We start from the raw sequence: 5,728 nt of genomic DNA, 5'->3' as shown, positions 1-5,728 counted from the left end.
TTGCGGCCACAAAACCGGCCAGGTCCCCCACCACCCCACCCCCCAGAGCCACCACGGGACTCCGCCGGTCCAGTTCGCGGGTGTAGGCCAGGTCGTAGAGCTTTTCGGCCGTGGCCAGGCTCTTGTATTCCTCCCCGTCGGGTATGTCCGCCCGGACCACCTCAAAACCGGCACCCTTCAGGGCGCTTTCAACCACCGTGCCGTAAAGGGAACCCACCACGGAGCTGGTAACAAGGAGCACCCTGGGGGTTAATTTGAGAACTTTGAGGTACTCCCCAAGCCGGGGCAGCAGGCCGGTGCCGACATAAATGTGGTAACTGCGGTTGCCCAGATTTATGTAAACTTCCTGCATGGGTGATGTCCTTTCCCTTCATGTGTTCTTGAGGGTCTTGCCCGGTTTCAAACAATTCCGCGTTCTTTCAGATAAGTGATGATTATCTCCACCACCTCATCGATGGTGTACCGGCCGGTGTCCACTGTGAATTCCGCCACCGCGTAGGCGTCCGCCCTGGCGGCCAGCAGTTCTTTGATCCGGGCGAGGATGTCTCCCGGACCATATAACAGGGGCCGGTTGCGCTTGCGCTTCACCCGCTGGTAAATTACCTCCGGGTCTGCCACAAGCCCGATGAGTACGCCGTTCTGCTGCAGTAACCGCACATTTTCCGGATTCAGCACCACCCCACCCCCGGTTGCCACCACCAGGTTTTCCCTGGCGGCCACTTTCTTAACCACCAGGGCCTCCTCCGACCGGAAACGGATCTCCCCGTCCCGGGTGAAAATCTGGAAGATGGTTTTGCCGGTAACTCGTTCGACCTCCTCGTCAGTATCCACAAACTCCCGCCCCAGCCTGGCAGCCAGACGCCGCCCCACGGCACTTTTCCCCGTACCCATAAAACCGATCAGGATAATATTTTTCATATCCTCTCCTCCAGCAACACTTCCGTCCTGCCTGGCAGTTATCACCATATAACGCCCTGGAGATATTCAAGGTACCGCTGATAATTTGCTTTCATTTCCTGTATGGTATCGCCGCCGAATTTCTCCAGGCAGGCCACCGCCAGCTCCCAGGCCACCACCGCCTCGCCCACCACACAGGCAGCCGGTACGGCGCAGACATCGGAGCGTTCTACCGAAGCAGTAAAGGGTTCTTTTGAAATCAGATCCACGCTGCGCAGAGGTTTGTAAAGGGTGGGAATGGGTTTCATGGCTGCCCTCACTATGAGGGGTTCACCATTGGTGACCCCTCCCTCCAGGCCGCCGGCCCGGTTGGTGCGGCGGTAAAAACCCCTCTCCCGGCTGTAAAATATCTCATCGTGCACCTGCGAACCCGGCAGGGCGGCACCGGTAAAGCCCAACCCGATTTCAACCCCTTTGATGGCCTGAATGCTCATCAGCGCGCCGGCCAGGCGCCCGTCCAGCCGGCGGTCCCAGTGGACATAGCTACCCAGGCCGGGAGGCAGGCCGTAAACAAGCACCTCGAAGACGCCCCCCAGGGAGTCCCCGGCTTCCCGGGCCCGGTCAATTTCACGCATCATCAGTTCTGCCGTTTCCCGGTGGAGACAGTAGACCGGGGAAGCATCCAGAATCTGCCGCAGCCTGCGCAGGTCCACACCCGGGAACCCGCCCGGCTGGCCGGACCCGTGTCCGGAAGTGCACCCACCCTTTTCCACCGCTTTATCCGGCCCTTCACCGGCCTCATCCGGAGGGGCGGGCGACATTCCCCGGATCAAGTCCCCTTCAGGTACCACTGCTGACCCGATGCGCAACACATGACCTATGATCTCTATGCCCAATTCCTCTAAAAGGCGGCGGGCCACACTGCCGGCAGCCACCCGGGCGGCCGTCTCCCGCGCGCTGGCCCGCTCCAGCACATTGCGGATATCCCGGTGTCCGTATTTTAAAGCTCCTGCCAGATCGGCGTGGCCCGGCCGGGGTTTGGTGACCACTCGCTGGTCAAGCCTCGCAGCAACGCCTGGATCCATAACCTCCTGCCAGCTGGCCCAGTCCCGGTTCTCGATATACAGGGCCACCGGGCTGCCCAGCGTGAAACCACCCCTGACGCCGGCTAGAAAACGCACACGATCCTGTTCGATCCGCATGCGGCCGCCCCGCCCGTAGCCTCCCTGCCGGCGGGCGAGCTGCTGGTTTACATAATCCTCCGTAAGGGCCAGCCCGGCCGGCAACCCTTCAATGATGGCCGTCAAAGCAGGGCCATGTGATTCTCCGGCAGTTAAATAACGCAACATGCGGATTGTTCCTCCTCAATGTTTCAGTAAGGCCCGGCGCATCACTTCAACAGGAGCTTTTTCACCGGTCCACAATTCAAAGGCCAGCACCCCTTGATACAGAAGCATGCCCAGGCCGTTATATACCCTGGCTCCGGCCCTGGCAGCACGTTCCATAAAAAGGGTGCGCGGCGGGTTGTATACCAGATCAACCACTACGTGACCCGCACCCAGACAGTTGAAAGGAAAATCAGGACAGGTATCTTCCCCGGGATGCATACCCAATGGCGTGGTCTGGACAATTAAATCCACCGACGCCAGTAATTCCTGAGTACCCCCGGCAGTCAACTCCAGAACATGATTTTGCTCCTTTGCAGAGCTGTATGGAAGCAGATTTGGTGAAACCTGGAGCCCACAGGCCGGCCAGGGTAACGCCCATGCCCTGGCAGGTGTATTTGCATTGATTAGAGCGGCCAGTTCTGCAGCCCGGGAAAGCGTGCGGTTGGCCACCAGTAACTGTTCCACACCGTTCAGGGCCAGGTAAACTGCCAGTGCCCTGGCCGCACCCCCCGCTCCCAGGATGAATACAGACTTCCCAGCCGGATCCAGGCCGATATCATCGGTTAAAAAACGCAGAAAACCAGCGCCATCAGTATTATGCCCGACCAGTCGCCCCCCTTGTGGAACAATGGTGTTTACGGCACCGGCCAACCTGGCCCCATCTGTCAACTCATCAAGGTAAAGTATAACCTTCTCTTTATGGGGTACAGTCACGTTCACCCCGGCCAGGTTCAGGGCCCGGATAGCGGTCACCGCGGCTCCCAGTTCCCGGGGTGGCACGGGGAAGGCTACGTAGACAAAATCCAGTCCCAGGTGCCTGAAAGCTGCATTGTGCATCGCCGGTGAAAAGGAATGCTCCACAGGAAAACCGAAAAGGCCGCAAACCCTGGTGCGACCGCTAATCAGTTCGCTCATGAAATCACCCATCTACAACCCATCAGTGGATAAGTGAGCCGCCAGATCTATTCCGGTTCAAACGACAAAGAACTAATTTTTCCAGCCGGCGGTTGATGAACCTCGTAACCCAGAATTCACGTCCTGGAAGCGGCATGACCAGGACCGTATAAAGGCCCAAAAGGTTACCCCCCAGCACATCTGTAAATATCTGGTCGCCGATTACAGCAGTCTGGTATGGGGGAACCCCGAGCATTTTCATCGCTTGAATAAAAGAACGCCTGGCCGGCTTAAGCGCCCGGTAAACTGCCGGTATGTCAAGAGATGTAGCCAACGCCTGTACTCGTGCGGGGGAATTATTGGATACAATACAGAGCTTGAATCCCAGTTTTTTTGCTTCCTTCAACCACTGTATTATTTCATCGGAACAATAATCCCGATCCCTGGGGACAATGGTATTGTCCAAATCCAGGAGGAGAGCATGAATACCTTTTTTTTGCAACTCAGCCAGCTCTATATCCACAAGTTTGGCCACATACAGTTTGGGGTAGAGAAGCTTTAACATTATATTCTCCTCTGTTCGGACTATTCCAGAAGCAGTTTGGCGTGTTCCAAATCACGGAGGGTGTTGATATTTATGAAAACTTTATCAACGTCTGTAATATGAGAAAGGTCCCCGCGTTCAATATATTTTACCCGCACAGCTGGGAAAAAGTCCACCACTTTTGCCCGCAAGCCATTACGCAAAATGGACTCGATAACTTCAAGGCAACCTTTACCGTACACAGCAAAAAGAGGCTCCAGGTATGGACCATCCCGGACCACCACGACATCGTAACCCGGAGCCTGCCGGGCCAGATAGACGGCCAGTTCGGGGTCGATAAAGGGCATGTCACAGGCCACCACGAAGATGTAAGGGGTCGAAGCTGCGGAAAGAGCCGCATGAATGCCAGCTAGAGGGCCTTTTCCGGGGTAGATATCTCCAATCACGGGCAAACCCAGGTAATTATATTTACCAGATTCGTTTTCGTTACTGATCAGAATTACCCGCGCAAACACTTCCCGCATCCGGGCCACTACCCGGTCCAGCAACTTTTCCCTGCCGAAGGGGATCAGCGCCTTGTTGGTACCCATGCGACTGCTATTACCACCTGCAAGGACCACCCCCGTAAAATTTTCGGCAGGAAAATGGCCCGTCCTATTTACGCATACGTTGCATGGAGCATGACGGCCCGCTGGTTCGACCTTTTTTCCGGCATCCTTTTTATCTCCCATTTCCTGATCCAGGCTCCCCCAGGTACTGTTGTACCAGACGAAATACCTGCTGGCAGCTATAGACAATATTATTTTCCGCAGACAGGTTGCGTTTAATAACCACAACTGGCAGTTTTAAAGCCAGCGCGGCTTTTATCTTGGTATCGGTGGTCCGTCCACTATCCCTGGTTACAATGACATCAGCCCTGTAGGCCTGGAAAATAGCCCTGTTAAAACGGGTCGAAAAAGGCCCGTGTAAAGCCACAATATCCCGCGGGGAAAACCCCAGATCCTGACACTTCTTGATTATACGGTGGTCCGGCAGTACCCTGACTACGAGCCTTTTACCGCACATCACCGGGGAGTGTACAAAAAGCTCCAGGTTATTGCTACCAGTGGTGAGAAAAATGGTATCTCCCAGCCGAGCCGCTTCATATACCGCCTCCTCCCAGGAATCCACGGGGTGAATAAGGGGGTCATCAGGCAGGTTGATTTCCTCACGCTGGTAACGGATATACGGGATCTGCAAGTTGTTGCAAGCTTCACGCGCCATTTCAGATAAAGGACCCGGGAAGGGATGTGTACCATCTACCACAAGGGCAATGCCGCGTTCCTTCATCCGAATGGTCAGATCTGCCACGTCTTCCGGGGCCGGCAACACTTCCACCGCACCACCCATACCGGCCAGCATACCTCCGTAAGCTGTCAGGGCGGTAGCCATTACTGGATAACCACTGCTGGCAAGTAAAGATATTAATTCCCGGGCTTCCGCAGTTCCATAAAGAACTAAAATCATTTCTAACTCACCCTTGTCAGGTAATAGTTCGACCTGCATTCGACCAAATCCTGCTATAACAAAAGCGAAATCCACCGGACAGGCACAGTTAAGTCCACCTTTCCATATTATCTACTGATTATCCAGTACAGCTGGTTTTGGAGGGATGGCGCGTGTTCTCGGGCCTCTGGGCTTTGCTCTGTTTGTCCCTGGTCAACGGTTTATTATTGCTGGTCTCATATATAGCCAGTACCATCTTTCCACAACCATTGTCCGAGGAAGAAGAAGCACATTATCTAAATCTGGCAGCCCAGGGGGACGAAAAAGCCCGGGCTATTCTGGTGGAACATAACCTGCGCTTGGTTGCACATATAGTGAAAAAGTATGAGGGTACGGGCGAGGACACAGACGATTTAATTTCTATAGGAACTATCGGACTGATTAAAGCCATAAATTCCTTCGACCCCGGGAAAGGAACTCGCCTGGCCACCTATGCCGCACGTTGTATAGAAAATGAAAT

The 5,728-nt window shown here is 55.0% G+C and carries 8 protein-coding genes; 1 reads left to right on the top strand and 7 read right to left on the bottom strand.

The genetic code is table 11. The annotated features are described in order from the left end of the window. The 7 genes from ACPLUI_RS10185 to cobK form a co-directional block, all read right to left on the bottom strand. On the bottom strand, positions 1 to 352 hold a 352-nt coding region (locus tag ACPLUI_RS10185), incomplete at its 3' end, for an iron-containing alcohol dehydrogenase (protein ID WP_424660154.1). Positions 353 to 399: 47 nt separating this feature from the next. Next, positions 400 to 918 (bottom strand): shikimate kinase, encoded by a 519-nt coding sequence (locus ACPLUI_RS10180; protein WP_424660153.1) that lies wholly within the window; start codon positions 916 to 918, stop codon positions 400 to 402. Between the two features lie 41 nt (positions 919 to 959). Beyond that, positions 960 to 2,246, bottom strand: coding sequence for a chorismate synthase (locus ACPLUI_RS10175; RefSeq protein WP_424660152.1), 1,287 nt, complete (start codon positions 2,244 to 2,246; stop codon positions 960 to 962). A gap of 15 nt (positions 2,247 to 2,261) precedes the next feature. Next, positions 2,262 to 3,200, bottom strand: a complete 939-nt coding sequence (locus ACPLUI_RS10170) for a shikimate dehydrogenase family protein (protein WP_424660151.1) — start codon at positions 3,198 to 3,200, stop codon at positions 2,262 to 2,264. 22 nt (positions 3,201 to 3,222) lie between these two features. Further along, positions 3,223 to 3,744: a YqeG family HAD IIIA-type phosphatase gene (locus tag ACPLUI_RS10165; RefSeq protein WP_424660150.1), complete on the bottom strand. Its 522-nt coding sequence runs from the start codon at positions 3,742 to 3,744 to the stop codon at positions 3,223 to 3,225. Positions 3,745 to 3,764: 20 nt separating this feature from the next. Further along, a complete protein-coding gene (mobA, locus tag ACPLUI_RS10160; protein WP_424660149.1) occupies positions 3,765 to 4,454 on the bottom strand; it encodes a molybdenum cofactor guanylyltransferase in 690 nt (229 codons plus the stop codon). Then, complete coding sequence (gene cobK / locus ACPLUI_RS10155; RefSeq protein WP_424660148.1) at positions 4,444 to 5,229, bottom strand: precorrin-6A reductase; 786 nt, start codon at positions 5,227 to 5,229, stop codon at positions 4,444 to 4,446. Before cobK ends, mobA begins: the two co-directional genes overlap by 11 nt. Positions 5,230 to 5,381: 152 nt before the next feature. Here cobK and ACPLUI_RS10150 point away from each other — a divergent pair. Continuing rightward, on the top strand, positions 5,382 to 5,728 hold a 347-nt coding region (locus ACPLUI_RS10150; protein ID WP_424660147.1), incomplete at its 3' end, for a sigma-70 family RNA polymerase sigma factor.

The organism is Desulfofundulus sp. (assembly GCF_049701015.1).
In the GTDB taxonomy this organism is placed as follows: domain Bacteria; phylum Bacillota; class Desulfotomaculia; order Desulfotomaculales; family Desulfovirgulaceae; genus Desulfofundulus.
The sequence above is the reverse complement of the archived record's forward strand: the minus strand, read 5'-3'. Positions and strand labels throughout refer to the sequence as shown.